General features: G+C 34.3%; 24 protein-coding genes. 21 read left to right on the top strand and 3 right to left on the bottom strand.

Annotated elements, in window-relative coordinates:
* Nucleotides 1–1,242 carry a GTPase HflX gene (gene hflX / locus DD829_RS22205; RefSeq protein WP_108410217.1) on the bottom strand — a complete coding sequence of 414 codons (1,242 nt, stop codon included), beginning with the start codon at nt 1,240–1,242 and terminating at the stop codon, nt 1–3.
* A 459-nt stretch (nt 1,243–1,701) separates the two neighbouring features.
* Between hflX and DD829_RS22200 the strand changes: the two genes are divergently transcribed.
* The 18 genes from DD829_RS22200 to DD829_RS22115 all read left to right on the top strand — a co-directional run bounded on the left by DD829_RS22200 (nt 1,702) and on the right by DD829_RS22115 (nt 18,176).
* Complete coding sequence (locus DD829_RS22200) at nt 1,702–3,540, top strand: histidine kinase (protein ID WP_108410216.1); 1,839 nt, start codon at nt 1,702–1,704, stop codon at nt 3,538–3,540.
* A 1-nt stretch (nt 3,541) separates the two neighbouring features.
* On the top strand, nt 3,542–4,237 hold the full coding sequence (locus DD829_RS22195) for a LytR/AlgR family response regulator transcription factor (protein WP_108410215.1): 696 nt from the start codon (nt 3,542–3,544) through the stop codon (nt 4,235–4,237).
* Between the two features lie 138 nt (nt 4,238–4,375).
* Nucleotides 4,376–4,774 (top strand): hypothetical protein, encoded by a 399-nt coding sequence (locus DD829_RS22190; RefSeq protein ID WP_108410214.1) that lies wholly within the window; start codon nt 4,376–4,378, stop codon nt 4,772–4,774.
* A gap of 488 nt (nt 4,775–5,262) precedes the next feature.
* Complete coding sequence (locus tag DD829_RS22185) at nt 5,263–6,048, top strand: hypothetical protein (RefSeq protein ID WP_108410213.1); 786 nt, start codon at nt 5,263–5,265, stop codon at nt 6,046–6,048.
* A 20-nt stretch (nt 6,049–6,068) separates the two neighbouring features.
* Nucleotides 6,069–6,638, top strand: a complete 570-nt coding sequence (locus tag DD829_RS22180) for a DUF6620 family protein (protein WP_108410212.1) — start codon at nt 6,069–6,071, stop codon at nt 6,636–6,638.
* A gap of 11 nt (nt 6,639–6,649) precedes the next feature.
* A complete protein-coding gene (locus DD829_RS22175) occupies nt 6,650–7,624 on the top strand; it encodes an SPFH domain-containing protein (RefSeq protein ID WP_108410211.1) in 975 nt (324 codons plus the stop codon).
* Nucleotides 7,625–7,655: 31 nt separating this feature from the next.
* Entirely contained in the window at nt 7,656–8,492 is an 837-nt protein-coding gene (locus DD829_RS22170; protein WP_108410210.1) for an alpha/beta hydrolase, read from the top strand.
* A 108-nt stretch (nt 8,493–8,600) separates the two neighbouring features.
* Nucleotides 8,601–9,140 (top strand): hypothetical protein, encoded by a 540-nt coding sequence (locus DD829_RS22165; protein ID WP_108410209.1) that lies wholly within the window; start codon nt 8,601–8,603, stop codon nt 9,138–9,140.
* A 136-nt stretch (nt 9,141–9,276) separates the two neighbouring features.
* Nucleotides 9,277–9,861, top strand: a complete 585-nt coding sequence (locus DD829_RS22160; RefSeq protein WP_108410208.1) for a hypothetical protein — start codon at nt 9,277–9,279, stop codon at nt 9,859–9,861.
* Between the two features lie 12 nt (nt 9,862–9,873).
* Nucleotides 9,874–10,428, top strand: coding sequence for a hypothetical protein (locus DD829_RS22155; protein ID WP_108410207.1), 555 nt, complete (start codon nt 9,874–9,876; stop codon nt 10,426–10,428).
* Nucleotides 10,421–11,557 carry a DUF6985 domain-containing protein gene (locus DD829_RS22150; RefSeq protein ID WP_108410206.1) on the top strand — a complete coding sequence of 379 codons (1,137 nt, stop codon included), beginning with the start codon at nt 10,421–10,423 and terminating at the stop codon, nt 11,555–11,557. Before DD829_RS22155 ends, DD829_RS22150 begins: the two co-directional genes overlap by 8 nt.
* A 90-nt stretch (nt 11,558–11,647) precedes the next feature.
* The gene (locus DD829_RS22145) at nt 11,648–12,577 is read left to right on the top strand and encodes a hypothetical protein (protein ID WP_116548157.1); all 930 of its coding nucleotides are present in this window, start codon (nt 11,648–11,650) and stop codon (nt 12,575–12,577) included.
* Nucleotides 12,578–12,692: 115 nt separating this feature from the next.
* Nucleotides 12,693–12,986 carry a putative quinol monooxygenase gene (locus tag DD829_RS22140; RefSeq protein WP_108410711.1) on the top strand — a complete coding sequence of 98 codons (294 nt, stop codon included), beginning with the start codon at nt 12,693–12,695 and terminating at the stop codon, nt 12,984–12,986.
* A 207-nt stretch (nt 12,987–13,193) separates the two neighbouring features.
* Complete coding sequence (locus DD829_RS22135; RefSeq protein WP_123906964.1) at nt 13,194–13,952, top strand: hypothetical protein; 759 nt, start codon at nt 13,194–13,196, stop codon at nt 13,950–13,952.
* A 343-nt stretch (nt 13,953–14,295) separates the two neighbouring features.
* Entirely contained in the window at nt 14,296–14,829 is a 534-nt protein-coding gene (locus DD829_RS22130) for a hypothetical protein (RefSeq protein WP_123906963.1), read from the top strand.
* A 195-nt stretch (nt 14,830–15,024) separates the two neighbouring features.
* Nucleotides 15,025–15,585 carry a hypothetical protein gene (locus DD829_RS22125; RefSeq protein WP_108409895.1) on the top strand — a complete coding sequence of 187 codons (561 nt, stop codon included), beginning with the start codon at nt 15,025–15,027 and terminating at the stop codon, nt 15,583–15,585.
* Between the two features lie 18 nt (nt 15,586–15,603).
* Nucleotides 15,604–16,818 carry an ankyrin repeat domain-containing protein gene (locus DD829_RS22120; protein WP_108409894.1) on the top strand — a complete coding sequence of 405 codons (1,215 nt, stop codon included), beginning with the start codon at nt 15,604–15,606 and terminating at the stop codon, nt 16,816–16,818.
* A gap of 8 nt (nt 16,819–16,826) precedes the next feature.
* A complete protein-coding gene (locus tag DD829_RS22115) occupies nt 16,827–18,176 on the top strand; it encodes an ankyrin repeat domain-containing protein (protein ID WP_165796626.1) in 1,350 nt (449 codons plus the stop codon).
* 554 nt (nt 18,177–18,730) lie between these two features.
* Here DD829_RS22115 and DD829_RS22110 read toward each other — a convergent pair.
* Nucleotides 18,731–19,165 carry an META domain-containing protein gene (locus DD829_RS22110; protein ID WP_108409225.1) on the bottom strand — a complete coding sequence of 145 codons (435 nt, stop codon included), beginning with the start codon at nt 19,163–19,165 and terminating at the stop codon, nt 18,731–18,733.
* An 88-nt stretch (nt 19,166–19,253) separates the two neighbouring features.
* On the opposite strand from DD829_RS22110, the gene DD829_RS22105 reads away from it, so the two are divergent.
* The 3 genes from DD829_RS22105 (at nt 19,254) to DD829_RS22095 (ending at nt 22,716) form a co-directional block, all read left to right on the top strand.
* Nucleotides 19,254–21,455 carry a S46 family peptidase gene (locus DD829_RS22105; protein ID WP_108409224.1) on the top strand — a complete coding sequence of 734 codons (2,202 nt, stop codon included), beginning with the start codon at nt 19,254–19,256 and terminating at the stop codon, nt 21,453–21,455.
* Nucleotides 21,456–21,553: 98 nt separating this feature from the next.
* On the top strand, nt 21,554–22,228 hold the full coding sequence (locus DD829_RS22100) for a hypothetical protein (protein ID WP_108409223.1): 675 nt from the start codon (nt 21,554–21,556) through the stop codon (nt 22,226–22,228).
* A 62-nt stretch (nt 22,229–22,290) separates the two neighbouring features.
* Complete coding sequence (locus DD829_RS22095; protein WP_228408268.1) at nt 22,291–22,716, top strand: YdeI/OmpD-associated family protein; 426 nt, start codon at nt 22,291–22,293, stop codon at nt 22,714–22,716.
* Between the two features lie 93 nt (nt 22,717–22,809).
* Here DD829_RS22095 and DD829_RS22090 read toward each other — a convergent pair whose 3' ends face one another.
* Complete coding sequence (locus DD829_RS22090; RefSeq protein ID WP_108409222.1) at nt 22,810–23,148, bottom strand: hypothetical protein; 339 nt, start codon at nt 23,146–23,148, stop codon at nt 22,810–22,812.
* Nucleotides 23,149–23,341 lie beyond the last annotated feature (193 nt).

The raw sequence follows: 23,341 nt of genomic DNA, 5'->3' as shown, positions 1-23,341 counted from the left end.
TTATTGCTCTTCATGATCTTTTTCTGCACTTTCTTCCTCATCATTATCGAAATATTCGAAAAGGAAATCGTTGTACGGGAATCTGGAAATGTGAATCTTCATCACTTCATCATAGATCAGCTTTTTCATTTCCGGGAAATTTTCTTTCGTAAGCGCCGAAATGAAAACCGTCGGATATTTGGATTTTGCCATCCATGTTTTTTTCCATTCTTCCAGAGAAATATTTTTCTTTGTGGAAGGCGTTAAATCGTCCTCGTCTTTTTTCTCATAGCTAAAATCATCAATCTTATTGAAAACCATAATCATCGGTTTCTGATGGGCATTGATCTCCATTAAGATCTGATTGACAGAATCAATATGGTCTTCAAAGCTTTCATGCGAAATATCCACTACGTGAATCAGCAAATCGGCTTCCCGAACCTCATCCAACGTAGATTTAAACGATTCAACCAATTGGGTAGGTAATTTTCGGATAAATCCAACCGTATCCGTTAAAAGGAATGGTAAATTTCCGATCACTACTTTTCTTACTGTCGTATCCAATGTCGCAAACAGTTTATTTTCTGCGAAAACTTCAGATTTGGACAATGCATTCATCAAAGTAGATTTCCCGACGTTGGTGTATCCTACCAAAGCGGCACGAACTACTTTTCCGCGGTTGTTTCTCTGGGTTGCCATCTGTTTGTCGATGGTTTTCAGTTTGTCTTTTAACAATGAAATTCTGTCGCGGATGATACGTCTGTCGGTTTCAATTTCCGTTTCACCGGGACCTCTCATCCCGATTCCCCCTTTCTGACGTTCAAGGTGGGTCCACATTCTTGTTAGTCGGGGTAAAAGATATTGATATTGAGCGAGTTCTACCTGCGTTCTTGCGTAAGAGGTTGTTGCTCTCTGTGCAAAAATATCAAGAATAAGATTGGTTCGGTCTAAGATTTTGACTTCCATTTCTCTTTCCAGGTTTTTAAGCTGTGAAGGAGACAATTCGTCATCAAAAATGACGGTTCCTATGTTGTTTTCTTTTACGTATTCTTTAATTTCCTGAGCTTTACCGCTTCCGATGAAGGTTTTGGAATCGGGCTGTGTGAGTTTCTGTGTAAAACGTTTATCTACCGTTGCTCCGGCTGTAAAGGCTAAAAACTCCAGCTCATCCATATATTCCTGAAGTTTATCCTCATCCTGATGTTGTGTAACAACTCCTACCAAAACTGCTTTTTCGTAATTATGTTCTTTCTTTTCTAGCATTAAATTCTGTCTGTATTTGTGAGATTTACAAGATACTATTTTTCAGGAAAAAATCCAAGACGAATTTTTTGTGGTAGGTATAGCTGGCTTTCCGGCAGAATTCTGAAAAAAGCGGATTTTGATGCCCGTAAACGATGCTAAGGAGGGGGAGAGTTATAAAATTTAAACGATACTTAAAAGAAAGATTTATAGATTTTTATGAAAATGTAGTTGAGTTATAGTGATGTTTTCTAAACTCTACTAAATTAAAGTGCTCATTATCAAGAGAAAATTAAAGTCTCTTTTCTGTACATAAAAAAATGCTCCATAAAAGGATCTGATTTTTTGGGCAATCTACAATTGAAGTAGGTTTTTATTATTGCTCACGGATTATAAATCTGCGAGATTGGGTTGAAAAGTAACTTTATTTTAGTACTTTAGGTACGATTTTGCTGGCTGAAGGCTCTCAATTTTAAAACCATGAAAATATTATACTGCATAATTTTATTATTTCTGTCGGTAAACAATTTAACGGCTCAGAATGGCTTTGATCTAAAACATATTGACTCGATTATTGACAACCGTGTAAGAAACCAATATGATAAAGCCTTACAACAGCTCACCAACAGATTAAATGCTGAAAAAAATCCCCGAATCTTGCAGACGCTTTATGCAAAAAAGACGGCAATTTTATTAGATCAAAACAAAATTAACGAAGCTCAAAGTACAATTAATTTTGCTCAGAAATTATGTGTTACAGATAATTGCTATCCTGAAAAATCGAGTTTGAATTTCCAGCAGGCAGTAGTATATTTTCAGAAAAATGAAACGGCAAAAGCACTTGAAGAAATTCTGAAAAACAATTTAATTTTACAGAAATACATTCCAAAAGCAAGAGAATTGGCAATTAGCTATTCACTTACGGCGTATTATTACAATACATTAGAAGATTTTCGGAACGCGGAGATTTATCTGAAAAAATCTTTGGATTTAGAAAAAGAAATTAATCCCGATAAAAATTTTGCTTCCACTTACAACAACCTGGGAATTCTCTCAAAAAAACAAAAAAAGTGGACAAAAGCTATTCATTTCTTTAAGCAGACCTTACAGCAGGATGCGAAATCTAAGAACTTTCAGAATAATATTTATACCTATAACAATATAGCATCGGTTTATCTTGAAATACCGAAGCTGGATTCCGTATATCACTATTTAAAAAAAGCAAAAAAATCTGCAACAAAAGAAGAGCTTTTTAATTCAAGCGTTTATCCTAATTTTTGTGTCTATTTTTCCAGAAAAAACAAGAAGGATTCTACTTTATACTACGGACATCAATTTCTGTCCAGATTTTCAGAAAATAATCCGGATCATTACAGCAAAGCTGCGGTTGTTTATAGTGAATTTAGTCAGCTATTTGAAAGAAACAGCCGTTTAGACAGCAGTTTGTTTTATCAGAAAAAGCTCTTGGAAATAAAGGAGAAGCAATGGAACACAACTGATAAGGAAGAAATGATTTCAAAAGCCGAACAAAAAGCTCAGATCAAATATCAAAATCAGGTCATTCAGGCTCTGGAACAGAAAAATTATTTTCAGAATCTGAGTATCAGACAAAACCGGATTTTGATATTTTCGATAGTTATCGGGTTTATATTGCTTCTTATTGCACTTATTTTGTTCTTTCAGCGTAGAAAACTCAAACATGAGAAAAAGCAGATCGAGCTGGAGCAAAAAATCCTTCGTTCGCAAATGAACCCGCATTTTATTTTTAATGCATTGACTGCCATTCAAAATAAAGTGATGGAAAACAACCCGCTCGGCACAGCAACATATATTTCGAGATTTTCCAAACTAATCCGTCAGAACTTCAACTTTACCCAAAAAGAATTCGTTACACTGGAAGAAGATCTGGATGCCCTGAAAAATTATATGGCGACCCAACAAATGCGTTTTGAAAATAAATTTGACTACGAATTTAATATTGATGAAAACCTGAACCCCAATTTCATCAATATTCCGCCGATGCTCTTGCAGCCTTTTGCAGAAAATGCCATTGAACACGGGTTTAAAGACATTTCTCACAAAGGAAAAATAGAAATTATTGTTGCACAGCAAAACAAAGAGAAGCTTCGCTTCAAAATCATTGACAACGGAAAAGGTTTTTATCCCAAAACCGATGAAAAACTGCACGCTCTGGAAATCATCAAAACCCGATTGAAGCTGAACAATCCAAACGATGAAGCCACCTTTTACATCAAAAACAGAACAGATGTTCCGGGTACGGAAGTATCTTTTTTACTAACTTTAGCAAATAATCCGTAAGATGAAAGCCATCCTTGTAGAAGACGAGATCAATGCGCAAAAAGCACTTTTAAAAATGCTTCAGCTGATTGCACCCGAAATTCAGGTATTGGCTATTTTTGATACCATTAAAGACGCTTCTTTATTTTTGAGTAAAAATACGGTAGATTTTATTTTTTTGGACATTCAGCTCAAAGACGGGAATGGTTTTGAACTTCTTCAGACAATTACCAATCGAGATTTTTCCTTGATTTTTACGACAGCTTTTAACGATTTTGCCATAAAGGCTTTCAAATTTAATGCAATAGATTATTTGCTGAAACCCATTGATCCTACGGAACTGGAAGAAGCCATCGAAAGAGCAAAAAAAATAAAAAAATCAAACCAGATTGTTCCTGTAGAAAAATCTTTTTCTGAGCAAAAAATTGTATTAAAAACCACCGACAGAAATCATATCATTCCGGTTTCATCCATCATCAGATTAGAAGCCGATGGAGCTTATACTTTATTTTTCACAGAAAATCAGAAAATACTGGTTTCAAAAAACATTAAATATTATGAAGACCTTCTCTGTGAATATGATTTTGTTCGCTGTCATCAATCACATCTTGTAGCAAAATCCCACATTAAAGTACTGAAAACTCATAGTCTGCTGTTGATTGATGACAGCGAAATCCCGATTTCACATCGCAAACGTAAATTATTTAACAATTTTTAGTAAGATTAGCCAGAGTTCAGGATAAGATTAAAAAATACACTTATCAAATCACATGATACGGTTATCAATCGAATTTGATTTTCGTCTAATTTACCAATAGGTTTGTTTTAAAATTAATAAATTTTTAAAATAACGATTATGATTGGGATTATTATTGCCATTCTGGGCGGATTACTTGCTTCATCAAGTATTATAATTGCTAAAAAACCAAATGCTAAAGAACTTATTGATAAAATCACACCTTTTCAAGGTTGGATAGGCGTTATCCTTGCTTTTTGGGGACTTATTAGTTCTGTATTAAACATCGGGAACCTTGGTCTTTATTGGATGATTGCATTAGTTGTAGCTATAGTTGAATTTGTGGTGGGCTTTTTATTGGGATACGGTTTAATCTCTAAATACCTTCTGGAAAGTAACGAAACAGCCAAAGAAAAAGGTAATGCATTACGAATGAAACTTACCAGATACCAAATTCCGGCAGGATTAATTCTTTTGGTTTTGGGAATACTTTCATTGGTGCTTTTTATTACAGGGTAATTATCAATATTTAATTTGCTTAATATCTTTCATTGAAATTTTCAATGTTGAAAATTCTAACAGTAGTAAATTCACAGATTGTTAAAGTAATCTATCGTTTAAAAATCTGTTAATCAATTGTATGTTATTTTGTTAAGCTGAAAAATTGAATGTTCTAAAGTATTTAAACATTTTGTTTTTTTAAAACAGGCATACGCTTTTCAATTCATTGTCTACGCTTGTCAATTTCATTAGGATTTTTATTCAGGACAGAACTATCTTAGTTTTTTTAATGTTGAAACAGTGTCCAATCCGTTCAAAAAAATAGTTCAAAACGTGAAGGTTTCCAAAACCACCATGTTTGATGATGATATTAAACACCAAGCCAATGTGGAAACCAAAACCTGCAAAAGTTGTGGCGCACCAAGGCCTATTAACACCAATTTGGTGCATTGCAACTATTGCCGAACACCGTTTATGAACATCGACACCAACATAAAAGCCGAAAAATGAACCAAGAATTACAGGAACCCATCAACCGTTGGAAAATCTACCTGCAAAAGATAGAACAGCGTTTTGAAGAGTCGTTGCAACAAGCTGAGGAAACCTGCAAAGATTTGCTCATCGAAAGCAATTACGATTATTACGAAGTGATGAAAACTTGGATAGCTATCAAATCACAAATTAATGACATATCTAAAGGTGTAACCCAAACTTGGGAACAAAAAGTGTATCCGCAGCTGAGCCTGCACACCCATCTTGATCTGCAAAAAGAATTGCATGAAAGCAATTTTACGTATTTCCTTCTTATCAGACTGGAGCAGTTTGAGCGTAATTTGAAAGCCGATTTGTCGCAAACTTTCTACAACCACGTTATTCAGTTGGCAAACCAGCGGTTTTCCTGCACCCAATGTCATTCGCCTTTGGCAATTCAAAGCAATGTTTTCAGAGCACATTATGTCACTTGTAACTATTGTCAGGCAACCAATACTTTCACTCCGGATACGAAATATGCACAAATCGGAGGCAACATCATCGATAATATCGTGGCAAAAAAATGTGAGCCTTTGTACCAAAAAATGCAAGTTTCTTTAGCTAATATTCAAAACCAGCGTCCGCCAATTGCAGAGCAGTTTTGGGAAAAATACAAATCCGATTATTTCAATTATTACGAAACCTTTTTTATCGAAAGAATGAAGCTGAATCACGATGCCAAAGACCGTTTTGATGCCGATTTGCAACGCAAAAAAACAGAATACGAACACTATGAAAAATTACATAAAAAAACATACTAATCATTTAATATAAACAGAATATGGAAACTATTAACGGAATTACTTTTGAAGATTGGGCTTGTGCCTGTGCCAATTTAGCTGCAGGAATGCCCGAAAACGAAGTGCTGAATGTACTGGGAATTGAACTTCCGGTTTGGCAAAAAACCAGTGACGAATGGAGTGCAAAATTGGGCGATATGATGGCTCAAGATATGAGCATTGCCACCAAATACGGCGAATATTTTACCAATCCTAAACAAGGCAAATTTGCCAGAGCTAATTCTAATACAATGTTATTGGCAGATGCTTTGGCAATCGTCTCGGATTTTGACACTTATCAGAAAATTTTCTGGCAAATGAGCAAAGGTGCCGAAGTGGGTATTGATGGCATTCAGATTTTACAGACTTACGGACTTACCTTGCAAAGCTGGTCATCTGTAGGGCAACATTACAGCCAGTTACAACAGCAAATGATGGACGAAAACCTATCGCCAGAAGAACTGAAACGCAATTACGACGCCCTTACCCAAACCAGTGAAAAATGGCAAAATCATTGGGATCAGCATTATAAAGATAGCAAGGCAGATTTAGCAGGAGATATAGATTTTTAATTTCAAAAAAAATGGGAATTACAGAAACCATCAAAGAGCAGTTACGGGCAGTTATACAATGGGAAAAACCGCAGGAATTCCAGCTTTTTTACAAATTTACCGACAAAGGCGACGAGATTAAAAACGCTTCCAAACTGATTTTGCAGCCCGGACAAGGATGTATTTTTACGCACGAAGGAAAAATTGAAGGTATTTTTGAAACCGAAGGTTTGTATGACCTGAAAACCGAAAATATGCCATTTTTCACCACTATGAAAAAAGTGCTGAATGCCTTTGAAAGTGAACACAAAGTGGGTATTTGGTTTTATAGAAAAGCCGACATCAACAACATTCGTTGGGGCACCCGAATTCCGATTAAGTATAACGATCCTGTCTATGCTTTTCCGGTGCATTTGCGTGGTTATGGTAATTATTCTATTAAGATTGTTGATGTAAAATCGTTTTTTGTAAGTATACTTGCCGGTCAGGAAGATTATTTCAGTTACGAATTGCAGGAATTGTTCTTATCTCGAATTACGCAACCTATTTCCAATTATCTCGCTAATGCCAAATTTTCTTATGCCGAAATCGACAGTCATATCGAGGAAATTGCAAAAGAAACACAGCTAAAATCGCTTTCTGTATTTGAAGATTTAGGCTTTTCATTAATTGATTTTCGCATCGAAGGTACTTCATTTGATGAAGAAACCAATCAGCGGATTAACGAAATTTCCAATGTTCAGGCAGATGTTCATGCCTCAAAAATTGCCGGCGTAGATTATGCCCAAATGCAACAACTCAAAGCAATGCGGGATCTGGCAAAAAACGAAGGAACAGCCGGAGCATCAATGGGAATGTTTGCCGGAATGAGTATAGCACAAAATATCAATCCAGCTTCTTCTAATCCGGATCTGAAAACCAAACTCAAAGAACTGAAAGAATTGTTTGACGAAGGCTTGATTGACGAACAGGAATTCAAAGAGGCGAAAGCGAAATTGTTACCATAGTATTGGGTTATTTACTTAAAAATAGGGCGTTATGAAATTTATTTATCAAATTCTATTTATTATTATACTTGTACCTATCAGTTGTAATAGTACGACACAACCAAACGATCCAATTCCAGCACACGAAACTTTTGAAATTCAATCGAAAAATGTGGGTGAAAAAAGAGTAATAAATGTTTGGACACCCGAAGGATATGGCAAATCTAAAGACAGTTTGCCTGTAATGTATATGGCAGATGGAGGTATTAAAGATGATGGAGGTATTAAGGACGATTTTCCGCATATGGCAAACACTTTTGCAAAGCTTATTCAATCAAAAAAAATTCCGCCAATGATTTTGGTTAGTATTGAAAATATCGTGCGTCGAAAAGATTTATCAGATTTTACCGAAGTTGTCAAATATGAAGAAATTGCTCCTGTGATGGGCGGTTCAGAAAAATTCAGAGCTTTTCTGAGTGATGAATTATTTCCCGAAATCGAAAAAAAATACCGTACAACGGGCAAAAGGGGAATTTTAGGCGAGTCGCTATCGGGACTTTTTGTAATGGAAACATTTTTTCTAAAACCAGATCTGTTTGATTACTACATTGCTTTTGATCCATCGTTGTGGTGGAACAATCAGTATTTGGTGAAAAATGCCAAAGAAAATCTAACGAAAATTCCAGCTGGAAGCGATAAAAAAGTGTGGTTTGCCAGCTCTGATGATAAGGATATTTCTCCCTGTACCAAGCAATTAGCCGAAAGTTTTAAAGCCGAAAATCCTCAAAATCTAAGATGGAATTATTCACACGAACCCAAAGAAAAACACACCACGATTTTTAGAGCCACAAAAGAAAAAGCACTGATTTGGACTTTGGGCAATCAATAGTTGTAAGCATCCAATTTTTTAGTAGCGCAATGTTTGAAAGAATTAATAAAGACAGTACACAAAACCTTAAGCTTATAATTGAAATTATACCAATATAAGGTAAATAATATGAAAAAAACACTAAAAACAACGGTGATAATACTATTATTAATAGCACTCTTTTTGGGTATGGCTTATCTCTACCATACTGATTTTGGCAGAAAAGGAGTTTTGTCTAATGCACCTGATTTACCTAAAATTGAAATACCAGTAACTTACAATGTTGCTTGGTGGGCACATCAAAAAGATTTAGTAATTGATGATTTTAAGGTAAATATTGTAGAAAATAATTTGCATCTATTCAACAATAAAGCATTGATTTCTTATAAGATAAAAGGAAAAATAAAATATGATGGACATTGGAAACCCAACATAAAAGAAGTTCACATATCAGAAAGAATTAATAAAGACAGTACACAAAACTTTAGCCGTATAATTGAAATTACACCAATAGTAGAAGTGAAAAAGGATACAAATGCAAACGGCGGAATTGAAGATTTTGAATTTACAAATCAACATATAATTACCTCGGGGAAATTTGGTTTAAACAGGATTAAAATTATTTGCGAAAACAAAGACACCATTATCGAATTGCAACAAAGAAAATAAAGCATCAACTTAAAAATATACGAACAATAGCTGTTAATTACTAATTTGTTTACAAATCATTGGAACTATTGAATAAAGGGCTGAATTTTCTTAAAATTTTTTAAAATATAAATAATTGTTACATAAACTATAAAAAATGGGCTATTCTACTCAAGTAATTTTAACAGATGCAGAAAAGATAAAAGCTATATACGGGTCAAAAAAGTTAGATTATCTCAACTCCTTAAGATACGATGAATATGAAGAATACATTATGTTTCTTGAAAATAGATTTGATGTATCAACAGGAGAACTTTCTTTAAAGAAGTTACTAGAAAATATTTTAAACGGAGATACAAGCAGCCAATACTCTTATCTTATTTTACAAGGACAAGAAAAATGGGCAAGAAGTGCTTTGGGCACAGTATATGGTTATTTATTTATGGATATCTGTTATAATTTTGGAAAACAGCTTAATAGAAACGATGACAATTGGCCTATGTTACCTGCACATTTGGATGAGATAGTAACGGAGTATAAAGCCTTTTTCCCCATCCCTTTTTCAGATGACTGGCCACATATATTTTGCGTTGAGCGACACGAATTAGGGCAATATGAAAAAGTGTTTAGAGATACCATTTTAGATCGCTATCCAGATGAAGAAGATTTAATAAAGGATGTTGACTTCATTTTTGGTGAAGCGAGAAAGTCTAATATGGATTTGTGTTTTGTAAATTATTAATCTATTAAAGATTTGAAAACAAAATTTTGGATACAGGAAAAAAGCCCGAAGCAATTCTTTTTAGAACTTGTGGCATCAGATCAGTCATATACTGAATTTTGGGACATTATCAATACATTAGAAACAGAAATTGAGTCTTATGATTTTGATTATCCCAGATATACATTAGCTTTTTCTACCACATTTTACGGCTTTAATAATGATGGCTGCAATTTGTCTTATGAAGAACAAAATGAATGTGTTACAAGTAAGTTTAATGAATATAAAAACCAAATTTCAGACTTAATAAAGCAAAATCCTGATGAAGCATTACTGCCTAAGATTGATTATGAAAAATTATTCAATAATGAAGAATTAGAATCCGTTTATTGGGAAATAATAGAGATGAATCCATTCATGCGCGAATTTGAAGGAAAATTTGCAGCTTGGAAAAAAAATAATAAAGTATTGTTTCTGTCTGTTACAAAAGAAGATAAAGAACTTCCTTACGAGATCAGTGTTGGAGGATTGGCTTTAGAAAAATATACTGAAATGTTACATAAATTCAATAGTATAATAAATGATTAAACCAATAAAATTATATATTCCGGATTATTACGATACATTTTCAATAGAAGATGATCGGGTATTAATGCGCAAAGCAAAGTCATTATTGAACGAAGATAATAATGCTTCAAAATTTATAGCAAGTCTCGAAAGCCCTGAAAACTATCTATGTCATATTCCTGAAATTGGCGAGGAGTATTCAAAAATTGCCACAAACTGCTTTCATCGTGATCGTAAAGCAAATTGGGAATTACCGATGCAAGTTTCAGATTGTAAGGTTTATACCTACAATTGGGATGATGAAGAGTTTCATTTTAGAATATACTGGATCATCATTTCAGAAGAATATATGTTGCAGTTGGTAGGTATTTTTGAACCAAAATATTCCGCTTTTTACAAAAAACATTTTACGAACTGCCTTCATTCAACCGAGATTAATACCCATTTTAATTATGCTGAAAATTTTGAAATAGAGGAGTTGTTTGATGTTAAAAAAGTTGAGGTTTCACTTCAGGAACTACAAGATTTGATTGATTTTGAAAAACAGAAAAAAGAAAAACAACAATTTTCAGAAGAAAATTTGAAGGTATCAAATCCTAATTTCTATATAGTTCTCGAAACAGAAATAAAAGAAAAAAACGAAGTTCTGATAGACGCTTTGATATGCAGAGACTGGAAATTGTACTATAACTTATTCAATCCCGAAAATTTTTCTGACCCAGACAGCACCATAGAATGGGAAGACAATTCAGACGTTTTTGAATATTATGAAAAGCCATTTACCAATGATGAAAAAATAACGATCCTTTCCGAAAACAAAGAATTTAATGCAACAGCACTCAAACACCTTATATCCAATAAAGACATAGCAGAGCAAAAGCTACTGACATTCTTCGAGCAATATACCTTCGGAAATGGCGGTGCTTATGCAGATGCCATTCATTACCAATACGCAAAAATTGAAATAGAACGGCTTCACAGTACAACTTTTTCTAATCAGGAATTTTTGAAACGTAATTTGTGTTTAACAGACATCATTATCACCGAAAACCCAAATGAACTTAAACTCCATTTTAAATGCAGCTGGGATTACGAACACGGAATTGAAATTATTCTTGATGAAAAGTTAGAATGCAAAACGGAATTATGATCAATTCAGGAATGATGCGAAATTTAGATGCAGCAGCATAGAATGATTTCCGGATGATTTTTGATGATGAAGGAATACACTTAGAAAGATTTGAAAAAAGAATATGTTAAAAAGCACTGGAAAGCTAACGTTACAGGCAATGCCTTCCAAACACACTCACAAATCAAAATGAACAATAGAAATCAAATTTTAAATCCAATTTTTATAGTCTGCTTAATGACATTATTACTTAATGACTTCTATCTTAAGCAAACTTTTTCAAACGCATTGACAGGGAAAATTTCAGACTTTGCAGGACTTACTGTATTTCCAATTTTCATTGCTTATGTTTTTCCCAACACAAGAAAATGGATTTCAATAGCGACAGGGATTTTATTTATGATTTGGAAAACACCTCTTGTTACGCCAATTATTGAAACATTAAATCAATTTTCACCATTGAAAATTCAAAGAATAATAGATTATTCTGATTATTGGGCGTTGGTTGTTTTACCAATTGCACATACAATCATCAACCGAGACAAAATACTAATATTAAACTTTGGTAAATTATTAAAATTGGGTAAAATTGGAATTGCATCAGTTTCATTGTTTGCGATTTGTGCGACTTCAACGCCGCCACCAGTTGAAATGCCTAAAGGTACAATCTACATCGGTAAAGAATATACGATTAAAAAATCCAAGGCAGAAACCATTGAAATGATAAAATCCTTAGGTTACAATGTTGACTTTTACAATAATTTAGAAATCAGCACAAGTTTCAGAAAACATAGGTCAAGAAATATTCCATATTATCAAACAAATAACATTATTATTTACGATGAGAATTCAAAGCCTATTGACACAATTCTTAATGTTAAATATACTTTGTATGAAACAGAACAAAACAGAACTAAAATTGAAATTATTAATGTAAAATTAAGCGAAGACGGGAATATACAAAGGTGGCAGACATTAAAATATTTACGAAAACAATACAAAAAGTCAATGGAAAAGCAAGTAATTGAAAAATTAAAATAGCACTGCCTGTAACAAGACATTGCCAAAAGAGCTGAAGTACTTCTATGAAACATTTGTACAAGGTAATTGTATCGGCCAAATAGCCAAACAATAAATTAGAAAAAAATTAAGAAATATGAAATTAGAAAAAGGATATTATATCACAGCCGAAATTAAAGTAAAAGATAATACTCAAATTGAACTTGTAAAAAGTGAACTGCAGATCCTGCAAAAACTTACACTTGAAGAAGCTGGCTGTAATTTTTTTTCAATTCAACAAGATAATTCTGTATCTACAAGATTTATTATGTGGGAAAGATTTGATGATGAATATAGTTTCAAAAAGCATTTTGAATATGAACATACCAAAAAGTATGTTAGTCTAGACTTAACAGAAGTGGTTCAATATTTTCAGACAAACGTATTTTAATCTGCAATGTAATATATAGAAAATTTTAATCATAATTTCTATTGGTTAGACACCCTTAAAAGAGAAATGCAATAGGATATTTACAACAAAATTATCTCTTCTCAATACAATAAAGCATTCACATTAACCTTGAAAAAAATAAATTAAAAAATAACAGTTAACAAATTTATTAAAAAACAAATGAAGAAAATTATTTTATTAATAGCTATGTTTAGTGCAATCATAGTTATAGCACAAGTGGGTATCAATACCCAAAATCCACAAGGAATTTTTAATATTGATGGTGAAAAAAATAATCCCTCATCAGGTTCGCCCACTGCAAGCCAGCAACTGGACGACTTTACAGTAAAAAGTGACGGGAGCATAGGAATAGGAACAACTACTCCCCAAAATAAGCTGGAAGTCAATTCCGGGATTACAGACAAAAGTGGAGTACGATTAACGAATGTTAAAAACAGCACCATTGCAGGAGCATTGCCTTTAGCTGTGGATTCCAACGGTGATATTGTAAAATCAATTGGAGCAGTAAGTACTGTCTTTATTGCTAAAGTTTTGCCGGATGCAACTGTGGGAACAGGGTTTGTTTTTTTACCGCTACAGCCTTTATACGATCCGGAAAACCGTTACAACAGCACAACTTTCCAATGGCAGGCTCCCACCAACGATCAAAGTATCTATGAAGTTGAAGTGTCTTTGCACAGAATAGACGGAACCAACCCCTTTAATATTCATAGACCGAACTCTGCAACGTTAGTAAATTTACCAACAGCAACCGGACAAAATTTTTACTACCATTATAGTGGCATCAGTTCTACCTTAATCAGTAATAATTTGCTTGGTGCGGCAAATTTTGGTATTCTGATGAATAATAATTCTGGTGCTTCTTATACATTTACCTCTTCTTTGGTGTATGTAGCAAGAGGTTATTGGACGATTACAATAAAGAGAATATATTCGGGGCAATAAGATGAATATAGAGACAACAAAAGGCAACGTTACAAATAATACTCCTTTTGTTTTCAGTTGCTTCCTATAAATTTATCAAGATTAGCGGATTGGTGTCATTAAAATACTAAACAGTTTATCTTAATTTTATGAATTGGATGTTTGATATTGTTGGGTTTCATTACAGATTCAGAAAAAATCAAAAATTTTATGATTCTAACTGCTAAAAGACCTATTTTTTTACTGATGAATTGGATAATTGAAGAATAGTATCAACAGGCTATGTAAAACCAGGCACAACGAATGGAAAAATAATACGCAAAAACGAGAAAGAAAACATTACTGAATTAATTAAGCAAAAAAAATGGAACCTATTAAAATATTCTTCTTTGCGATGGCATCATTTTTCGGAATAGAAAACCAAAGAATCCTTTCCGGGAAAACGCAAGTAAAAGTTTATCCTAAAGAATACAGGATAGAAGTTGTTCAGCAAAAAATATTTGCACTTATGCCGACAGAAAACGACCGACAACTGGCAAAAAAAGAATGGGAAGAAATTTACAACTTAAAATCGCACAACAGACAGTGGTCGGAAGAATTAAACTATTTTTCAGATAAAAAAATAGAATTTTCTGAAAGCAAAAAGGAGATAACTGCCAAAATAACACTTACCTATAGCCATCCCAATGATATGGCGGTAATGGGAATCTGGTATGATGAAAACAAAGACAGGTTTATAATGAACTATATTCCCGAACACAGGCTTAAAACCAAAGATGGAAAAAGAGACGGGATTTTTTGGAATTTTGACGGGAACAGGAATTTTAGCTTCACAATAACACCTTTTGCCACAGTTCCCAAAAATAAAAAATCCTCAATTAGCCTCTATTTAAATTAATTTTTTATATAAAGTTCAAATAAAAAAAGGTATATAGAATAGATCAACTGCTTTACCTTAAGATTTTGAACTTTTCAAAAAAGAAAAAAAGGGAAGATTTTGTATTTTACTCTTTTATGAAGACAAGGAGTTGCCTATTGAGTGGTATGTCTGCTTTTAAAAACGCATTCATAGAAAACCCGAAATAATTAAAAAATGACATTTTTATACACTGCAAGAGGCAAATACGATAGCAAAAACAACGAAGGTAAACTGTCTTGGAAAAAATATTTAGAAAGATCAAAACTAGTCCATTTAGAAGAATTGGTTTCGTTGGATGGAATGCTTAACGAAAATTTGGTAGAGCCAGACTACGATAATGTAAACGATTGGAACTATACTCACATTGTAGACAAATGCCCGACTGACTTTTTCACAACACTTAATTTTGTGATGAAACGAATGAAAATTACAGAAAAATTCAATCTTTTAAAAGTTGTGGTTGAACCGAAGGAAGATTGTAAAAACATAAATGTGGACGAATACGAATTTGTAGGGTACGATTTATTAGATCAAGATTTCAATGTTAGCGCTATAACTAATTGTGGAGGTTTTAACGAAATATTTTCACCAAAGGATTTGAATACTAGGGGATTAATTGATGATTTTCACAAAGCTTACGACATCCAAAAATGGTTATTGCAAAATAACCCAGAAGAACATCACGCTCATACAAACGTAATTGCCGTTTGGCGACACAAAACCATTGGAAGATAAAAAGATTAAAAACAAGAAATGGCAAACTTAACACTTAAAGAAGCTTTCATCAACCATAAATTCATTTTGGTGGAAGAAATGCTGAAAGAAAACTCTTCTTCATACAAAGAACTCAGCAATTGGGATCAAAGTTATTTGGTTACCGAAGCTCTGAAACATAAATCATTCAATATTATTTTTACACTTATAGATCAAAAATTAGTAGAAACAGACCTATTTGAACTGGATCATTTTTCTGGAAGCTTTATCGAGACCGTTTTGGGAAATATCCCGTTTTATTCGCAACCTATTTCGGCTTTTAATTACGAAATTCTGTCTAAAGAAGAACCCAACGAAGAGGCGATGAGTTTCCTTGAAAAATTTGCTTCAGCCATTGAAAATATTGATGAAACCATTTCGAACACCACCATTTTAAAATGGGCTTTGGTTAAAAGAATGCCGGCAAAAGCTATCGAAATTTTAATCCAAAAAGGTTGCAAAGTCAATGAAATAGATGCATCAGAAAACTCTTTACTACATTTAGATTTACCTGAAGAATATTTCGGATTACTGATTAATTATGGTTTAAATGTCAATCACAAAAATAAAGGAAATGTTACTCCTTTGCAGAAAGCCATTGATGCAGGCAACAAAAAGGCTGTCCAAACTTTACTCGAAAACGGAGCCGATCCTCAACACAAAGACAACCGTGGAAATTCGATGTTTTACGTGGCTTTGGTAGATAAACTCAATTATGATATTTACGATTTGCTTTGCGAATTCGACAGCCCGAATTTTGACGAAACCAATACCGATGGTGTGTCAATGTTATTTGAATATATCAGAAGATTAGACAATTATTCGAGCGAAAATTCTTTACGTTATTTATCCAAAATGTTGGATCAAGGAGCAGACTTAACCCACAAATGTTTGTATTACGGAAGTCCTACAACACCTTTGGATATGGCTATTACCAAAAATTTTGCCGTTTTTGAAATCGTTCTCAATCATTTATACGACGATATCAATGAGCAGGACGATAACGGAAATACCTTACTGCACAAAGTTTGTAATGTGAACTTAAATTTTGAAGCCGAAAAAGCCAAAGATATTTATAAAAAAGTAAAACTAGTATTAGAAAAAGGAGCGGATATTTCCATCAGAAATGCGCAGGACAAATTGCCAATTGACTTAGCAAGCAATGATAATTTAAAAGAAAAAACCGTTCAACTATTACTCAAACAAAATCAATAACTATGTCGATGTCATTTATATTAGCCTGTGAACAAGGCAACCGAAAAATAGCAGAACTATTATTGCAACAAGAAGTTACTGATGTAAATTATACCGATGAAAAAGGCAGAACAGCCTTGCATTATGCGGCGCATCGTGGCTATTTAGAAATTTGTGAAGCTTTAATCACTAAAGGTACAGACATTAACTACGAAGACCGGAACGGAGAAACGCCTTTGTTTTTTGCCACTTTACAAAACCAGACCGAAGTGGTAAAATTGCTTTTGACTAAAAATGCAAAAGCCGACATTAAAGATTATCAGGGAAACAATCTGCTTCATATTGCCACCCGAAACGGACAAAAAGTGCTCTGTGAATTATTTTTAGCCAGCGGTTTCGATCTAGAAAGTGTAACCAACAATGGCGAAACACCTTTGATGATTGCCGTAATGTATTCCAAAAAACCGTTGATTGACCTTTTCATTCAAAAAGAAGCCAATGTTTTTGTAACTACCAAAGACGGAAACAACTTATTGCATTTGGCTTTGCAAAGCGGAAATTTACCCATCATTAAACTTTTATTAGAAAAAGGAATTGCGGTTGATGAGCCTAATTCAAGCGGAACAACACCTTTGCTTTTTGCGTGTTCCAATAATAATATAATGCTTACCAAATTGTTTTTAGAATTTGGAGCCGATGTTTTTCAGACCAGTAAAAACGGAATTTCGCCCATTTATTATGCCTGTGCTTACAACCAGAAGCAAATGGTGCAATTATTTTTGGAGCAAGGTTTGGATGTCAATTTTCAAACTCCGACACAAGGAGCAGTCACTTTGGGAAGCTACCTTGATTTTGTGGAAAGCGCTCAAGATTTATCATCAGATAGTTTGTACCATTTGAGCAGTAGCTATACTTCTGGAGGTGAAAGTTTATTGCATTTGGCGGTAAAAAACGGACATCTCTATATGGCTGATTTACTCCTGAAAAAAGGAGCTGATGTGAACATTCAAGACGAGTCGGAAAATACAGCTTTACATTACGCAGCGTGTAACGGAAAAAAAGATATAGTTGCCCTTTTAATCAAACACGGAGCCGATGTAAGCCTTACCAATGTACGCGAACAAAGACCATTAGATTATGCCAATCAAAGAGGTTTCAACGAAATTGCTGCCATAATCTTACAGCAAAATCCAAATAACGATACTTTGCCAAAACAAAATCCATTAGCCAATAACCCCATTGATTTAACATCAAACTCATCCGTTTCAAAGGAAGATATCAAATCGAAATTAAAAGAATTAAAAGAACTTTTAGAAGATGAACTGATTAGTGAAGAAGAATACAATCAAAAGAAAGCCGAATTATTAAAACTTTTGTAAACCATAAAAGCCGGTTTATGGAAAAAAACAGGAACTTGGATTTGACCAGAAAAATATTCCAATTCTTATGATCCGTAGAAGCCGTTAAATGAATTTCTGCCTGAAAATTCATCAGTAAAATCCGGTATACTTCCTGTTTCCGTCATTTGGAAGACTTCCGATAATAATTGATTTAAAAGTTTTTTAGAAGGTTTTGCTGTAAGTATACCACCGAGCTGAGCCGAAGCGTACAATTAAACAAATAAGGTAATCAAAATTCTCCCGAAATCCTTCGACTGTTGTTCGGTCATCCTTCGGAAAAAATCCCATTTTTCCGAAGCCGATCCGAAGAAGACCCGAACATGATCCGAAGAAATGGGTTTTCAAACCGGTCAAAACCGGTCAAAAGCAGTCAAAACCGGTCAGAATTTTTTGAGGTGGTGGAAAATGGACATTTTTGTGGTAATTTTAAGTCAGCTAACCGAAAAAAGTGGGCAAAGCAAAATGATAAAAAATGATAAAAATTTTTTAGCAAGATAAAATGAAGACGAAGAAATTAAGTAAGAACAAAGAAATCAATCCCAGTCAGACGCAATAAACTTCATCCTATTTCCCTGATCATCATTTAAAGTCAGAAAATGTCCTTCCACTTTGTAATGATTCATTGTTTTGATATTCTGGGAGAAATCATTTTCCAGTTTCATATTCGGGCACGCCATTTCTGTGGAGACAACTTGCGAAATTTTTAATTGACTCTCCTTTTTAAATTCAGATGTAAAAAACAGTTTATTGCATTCCATAAAGGCGGAAGTTTTTATTTTTCCGTTTTCAAGAGAAGGGGTAAGATCAATTTTAGCATTGCTTTTTATTAATTCTTCTTTAGAGTAACTGCCAAAAGAAACCAGCATCCATTCTCTCTGGATCTGTGGATTTTTTACGGCTGCGGAAGAGCAGTTTAAAACAAAACTCAGGCACAAAACTGTTAAAATTGCAGTGAATATCTTTTTCATAAGCCACCGGAATCCATTTTCATACCATTCTCAGACATCAGACAGTAAAAAAATTACTAAATTAGCGACACAAAAATTATTTTATAAAATGAAAAGAATATTACTACTATTCACTTTCCTTTTAAGTTTTGTCCAGATGAGGGCAGACGAGGGAATGTGGCTGTTAATGCTCGTGAAAAGACTGAATGGGGTAGACATGCAAAAAGAAGGATTGCATCTTACACCGGAAGAAATTTATTCTGTCAACAATTCGAGCTTAAAAGATGCAATTGTAAGCTTTGGAGGATTCTGTACAGGAGAGATTGTTTCTAATCAGGGTCTTATTTTCACCAACCACCACTGTGGATACGGTGCTGTAGCAGCAGCTTCTACACCGGAGAAAGATTATCTGAAAAACGGTTTCTGGGCAATGAAGCAGAAAGATGAATTCAATGCAAAAGATCTTTACGTAAGATTTTTGGTAAGAATGGATGATGCTACCCAAAGAATCAACGCTAAATTAAACAACAATATGTCCGCTGCAGAGAGAAAAGCTGTGATCGACGCTGAAACAAAAGCGATCCAGTCTGAAAACTCTGAAAACGGAAAATACACGGTAGTCGTAAGAGATTTCTTCAACGGAAATGAATTTTACTATTTCGTTTACCAAGACTACAAAGATATCAGATTGGTAGGAGCTCCGCCTTCTGCATTAGGGAAATTCGGGGGCGATACAGACAACTGGGAATGGCCAAGACACACCGCAGACTTTACTGTTTTCAGAGTGTATGCTGATGCGGCGGGAAATCCGGCGGAATATTCTCCAGGCAACGTTCCTTTAAAACCGAAACATTTCTTACCGGTTTCTCTGAAAGGAGTAAAGCCTGGAGATTTCTCAATGATCTTAGGATATCCGGGAAGAACCAACCGTTACCTGACTTCTTACGGAATTCAGCAGATGGTAAACAAAGATTATCCGGCTTGGGTTGAAGCTTCTAAATTAGCGATGGATGTAATGAAGAAGTACATGGATAAAGACAAAGGCACTCAGTTAAATTACGCTTCTCAGTACGCCTCAGTTGCGAACTACTGGAAAAACAGACAGGGTACTATTGATGCTGTTATTAAAAACGGAACCATTACAGACAAGCAAAAAATTGAAGAAAGATTTAAAACCTGGGCAGTACAACCTGAAAACGTGGTTGAGTACGAAACAGTTTTAGAAGATATCGGACTTTATTACAAGCAGACTTCAGACAGAAACGTGGAAAGAATGTACATGACGCAGCTTTCCAGAAATTCTAAATATTTCGCACTTGCACTGCAGGTAGGAAATGTTCTTCAGGCGTATGCAAAACAGGATATGGCAGGAAGACTGGCAATGAAGCCGAAAGTAGAGGCCGCATTGAAATCAGCCTACGAAAACATCAATATCAAGCTTGAAGGCGAAATGATGAACTCTATGGTAAACCTTTACCAGACAAGAGTAAACAAAGATGTAGCTTCTGAAACCATTATGGGACTGGATGCTAAAAATCTTTCGAATGTAGCGTATTCTTCAATCTTCGCCAACAAAACTTCTGCAACAAACTTTATGCTGAATCCGGATCCGTTGAAACTGGATGCAGATCCGCTTTGGAAAATTGCAAACGGAATTATGGCAGACCAAAAAGCTTCTGCAGAAAGATTCGTAAAAATTGATGATAATTTTGCTAAAAACAACAGATTATTCTTAGCAGGATTAATGAAGGCAATGCCTGAGAAAAAATTCTATCCGGATGCAAACTCTACCATGAGATTAACGTACGGAACGGTAGATAAATTGCCAATCCGATCAGACAGAAACTACTTCGGGATTACCGATAACTATTATACTGATATGACAGGTCTTGTAGGGAAATACAAGAAAGGAGATGAGGAGTTTGATCTTCCACAGAGAGTGATCGATCTTTATAACCTGAAAGATTTCGGACAGTATGCAGATGCAAAAGGCTATATGCCGGTCAACTTCCTTTCCAACAATGATATTACAGGAGGAAACTCCGGTTCTCCGGTAATCGATGCAGACGGAAACTTAATTGGTATTGCATTCGACGGAAACAGTGAGGCTTTAAGCGGAGATATCGTTTTCGAACAGGAATGGCAGAAAACCATCAACGTAGACGTTCGTTTCGTTCTTTGGACGATCGATAAATACGCAGGTGCAAGAAGACTTATCGACGAATTACAATTGGTAAAAGACGAGAACACTCCTGCAGACACCAAAACAAAAATGCCAAAAGCAACTCCTGCAAAAGGAAAGAAAAAATAATCTTTAAACAGATATGGGAGCCGCGAAAGTTTACTTTCGCGGTTTTTTTATGCTGAAATTTTATTATTTTAACCCGATCAAAAAATATATTATTAAAAATGAAAAGTAAAATTTTCGCAGCCTTGCTGATGTTTTTAGCATTATGGAGCTGTCAGAAAAAAGAGAAAGAGAATTTAAAATCTGTACAGGACAAGGATTCTTTACAAACGATTATTAAACAAGACAGTTTACATAAAGAAACGATATCGGGAAATGAAACACCTAAAGCATTTACAGATGATTTCCTGAAAATTGAAAACGTTCAGGTGAATGGAAATGATATTATTGTACCCCAAGAACAATTCCAAAAACTCTATCCAAAGCATGATTCTGTAAAAACTGAACCATGGGACTGCGGAAGCCCTTTTGAATGGCTTGATAAAACGTGGATGGAAAAAACATACGGAAAGGATCTTATAAACTTTGATGGGAAAATAACCACTTTCTATACCAACAATGCTGAATTTATTTCAAACAATCATACTGTCATTTTCAGCAGTGCGAAATCAGAAAACAACCGTTTTGAAATCAAGTCGCATCATATTATTCTTACAAAGGAAACCACTGTTGAAGATTTCCAAAAGCTATTTCCCAAACTGAAAATCGAAAATACCGATCAGAAGAATATTCAGCGTTTCAGCATTCCGGTGGGAAAGGAGATAGAAGATTCCTTTATGTTCTATTTTAAAGACGGAAAACTGGATAATTTTAATCTGTGGTGGTTATTGTGCTAAATGTAAATGTATGAAAACAGATTCTGTACAATTTAAAGCAGTTATTAAGCAAAAACGGCGAAATGAATGCGGCTTTTGTAGAATTTCCTTTTTCCACGGAAGAGATATTTGGTAAAAAAGGTCAGGTAAAAATAAAAGCTGTTTTTGACGATAAAGTTGAATATCGGGGAAGCCTTGCCAAAATGAAATCGGAGTGTCATATTTTAGGCTTAACTCAGGAAATCAGGAAACAGCTCGGAAAATCTTTCGGAGATGAGGTTTCCGTTTCTTTAACGGAAGACAAAGAAGAAAGGATAGTGGAGATTGCGGAAGATATTGTATTGCTTTTTAATGAAAATCCTGATGCGAAAGTATTATTCGACAAGATGAGCTATACACACAGAAAGGAATATATCCGCTGGATTGAAGAAGCGAAAAAGCCGGAAACAAGAGAAAACAGAAAAGTAAAAATGATAAGAATGATCTTGGATGGAAAGAAAGGAATTTAAAAAATGCAGTTCTCCCTTGGACAGGTTTTATCATAAAGAACAAGTCCGCTCATTATTTTGGCGGACTTTTTTATTTAGCTTAATTTTTTACAATTAAATCATAAAATGAATCGTCAGAAACTGTTTCACTCCACCATTAATTATGGCAATAGAATCTTCATTATGATGAACGGTTATTCCCAGATCATTCATTATTTCCTTAAAATAGCCACTTTCCGTATTGGAAGAAATAATATTTTTCTGCCATGAAAATTCTGCCGTCTGATCCTTACTGTTTTTAATGATTAAGATTCCGAAATCATTTTTGAGGATGGCAGTGTCAATCTCTGCTACCGAACTTTCATGCGGAGCAAAATCTTTTGACAGAAGAATGACAGATTTGAAATGATGTTCCTGAGCATCTGTTTCGCAAATTTCTACAGCAGTTTTCATTTTTTATTTTGAGTTTTACTTGATCTTTATGCAAAAAAGAATCTTTATAACGACAAAACTTGTCGTATTAAAAAATATTTTAATAAAAGTTTCGGGGCAGCAAAGCTAGTCATGGTCGGAAGATTTTTTTTATTATTTTGAATAATGTTTTTTTTAATTTAACTATTTGATTTCCAATTAATTGTATTTCTGT

The sequence above is a fragment of the Chryseobacterium sp. HMWF035 genome (assembly GCF_003094695.1).
Classification (GTDB): Bacteria; Bacteroidota; Bacteroidia; order Flavobacteriales; family Weeksellaceae; genus Chryseobacterium; species Chryseobacterium gambrini.
This window is presented reverse-complemented; position numbering and strand designations above follow the sequence as displayed.